General features: G+C 68.9%; 2 protein-coding genes. Both read left to right on the forward strand.

The features are described 5' to 3' along the window. Window positions 1-83 precede the first annotated feature (83 nt). Window positions 84-1,100 (forward strand): Ppx/GppA phosphatase family protein, encoded by a 1,017-nt coding sequence (locus tag AC5RUJ_RS15510; RefSeq protein WP_494012836.1) that lies wholly within the window; start codon window positions 84-86, stop codon window positions 1,098-1,100. A 308-nt stretch (window positions 1,101-1,408) separates the two neighbouring features. Then, window positions 1,409-1,843 (forward strand): pyrroline-5-carboxylate reductase family protein (locus AC5RUJ_RS15515; RefSeq protein WP_494156160.1); only part of this gene is annotated, 435 nt, incomplete at its 3' end.

Below are 1,843 nucleotides of genomic sequence, written 5' to 3' on the forward strand. Positions count from 1 at the left end.
GCCCCGGCCGCCGCCCGCCGCGGTGGGGGCCGGACCCGGTGCCCGTTTGCGGTGCCCGTGCCGCAGGCCTGCATAATATGAACATGCGTCTGGGTGTTCTCGACATCGGTTCCAACACGGTGCATTTGTTGTTGGTGGATGCCCGCCCGGGTGCCCGGCCGGTGCCTTTCGCCTCGCACAAGCGGCCGCTGTCGTTGGTGGCGTACCTGGATGCCGACGGCAGTATCAGCGAAGAGGGCCAGCAGGAACTCATCGGCTTTATCCGAGAGGCCTGGCGGTTCGCCGGGCTGCACGGAGCCGAAGACATGCTGGCCTTCTGCACCTCCGCCATCCGCGAAGCGACCAACGGCAGGGCAGTATTGGACCGGGTCAAGGCGGAAGCCAATGTCACGCTGCAGGAGCTGACCGGCCCCGAGGAGGCCGGCATGACCCTGGTGGCCGTCCGCCGCTGGTACGGCTGGGGGTCGGGCACCATCCTGGACCTGGACATCGGCGGCGGCTCCTTCGAGATGGCCATCGGCCACGACGAACTGCCCGAACACGCCGTATCGGTGCCGCTGGGAGCGGGCCGGCTGACCCGGGAGTGGCTGCCCGAGGACCCCCCGAGCGTGAAGAGCATCAAGGACCTGCACGGGTATATCCGCGAGACGCTGGCTCCCGCGGTCGAAGAAATTTCTGCCCACGGCCGGCCGGACATGGTGGTCGGAACCTCCAAGACCTTCCGCTCGCTGGCACGGATCGCCGGGGCCGCACCCTCGGCCGCCGGCCCGTACGTGCGGCGGGAACTGCACCGCACAGACCTGTCCCTGTGGACGCGGCGGCTGGCCGCCATGCCGGTCAGCGACCGTGTCAATCTGCCGGGTGTCTCGATGGTGCGGGCGCCGCAACTGCTCGCCGGGGCGATGGTCGCCGAGGCGGCGATGGAGATGTTCGAGACCGAGACGCTGCAGATCTGCCCGTGGGCGCTGCGGGAGGGGCTGATCCTCAAACGCTTCGATCACCTGCTCTACGACAGCGACGCCCCGGTCAGTCCCGTGGGCACCATGCTGGTGCGGCAGGCGCTGGAGCCGGCCCCCGCCGTCGAGAAGGTGGGCAGTTAGCAGCCGCAGCGCAAAACCGCGGACACGTCACGCGGCGGGGCTACGGTGGAGGGCTTAAATGGCGACGCCGGCGAACGTTGCGGTCGGTTGGGGGAGTCAACCGCTGTTCGCCGGCGCCTGGACCGGAACCAGCAGATCCGGTCCATCATCACTCGCACCTTGATGAGGTGTTTAAGACACTAGACGGGGACCTTGAGACAACGCCGTTAAACACCTGAACGGCACCTGTGAGTTCTTCCCCGCCGGTGTGCGCGGGCGCCCGAACGGCGGCACGCGCCGGATGACGGCCCCATGATTCAATGGCAGACATGACTGCTGACGCCACGGACACACCAACCGCACGCCGCATCGCTTTCCTAGGCTGTGGGTCCATGAACGAGGCCATCCTGGCCGGGCTGCTGGCCTCCGGAACACCGGCAGAAAACGTGACGGCGACGGTGCGCCGCAGCGAACGCGCCGCGGAACTGCGCGGACGTTATCCCGGCCTGACGGTGCTGGCGGAACAAGACGACCCGGGGGCCAACGCCCATGCGGTGCAGGGCGCCGACGTAGCCGTGCTGGGGGTGAAGCCGGCGGGCATCGCGGACCTGTGCCGGACTATCGCGCCGGCTCTGGATGAGCGGACCGTGGTGGTTTCCGTGGCCGCGGCAGTCACCGTCGCCGCCATGGAAGCTGCCCTGCCGGAAGGCCAGCCGCTGGTGCGCAGCATGCCCAACACGCCGCTCAAGGTGCGCCGCGGGGCG

Source organism: Arthrobacter sp. Y3223164 (assembly GCF_059091005.1).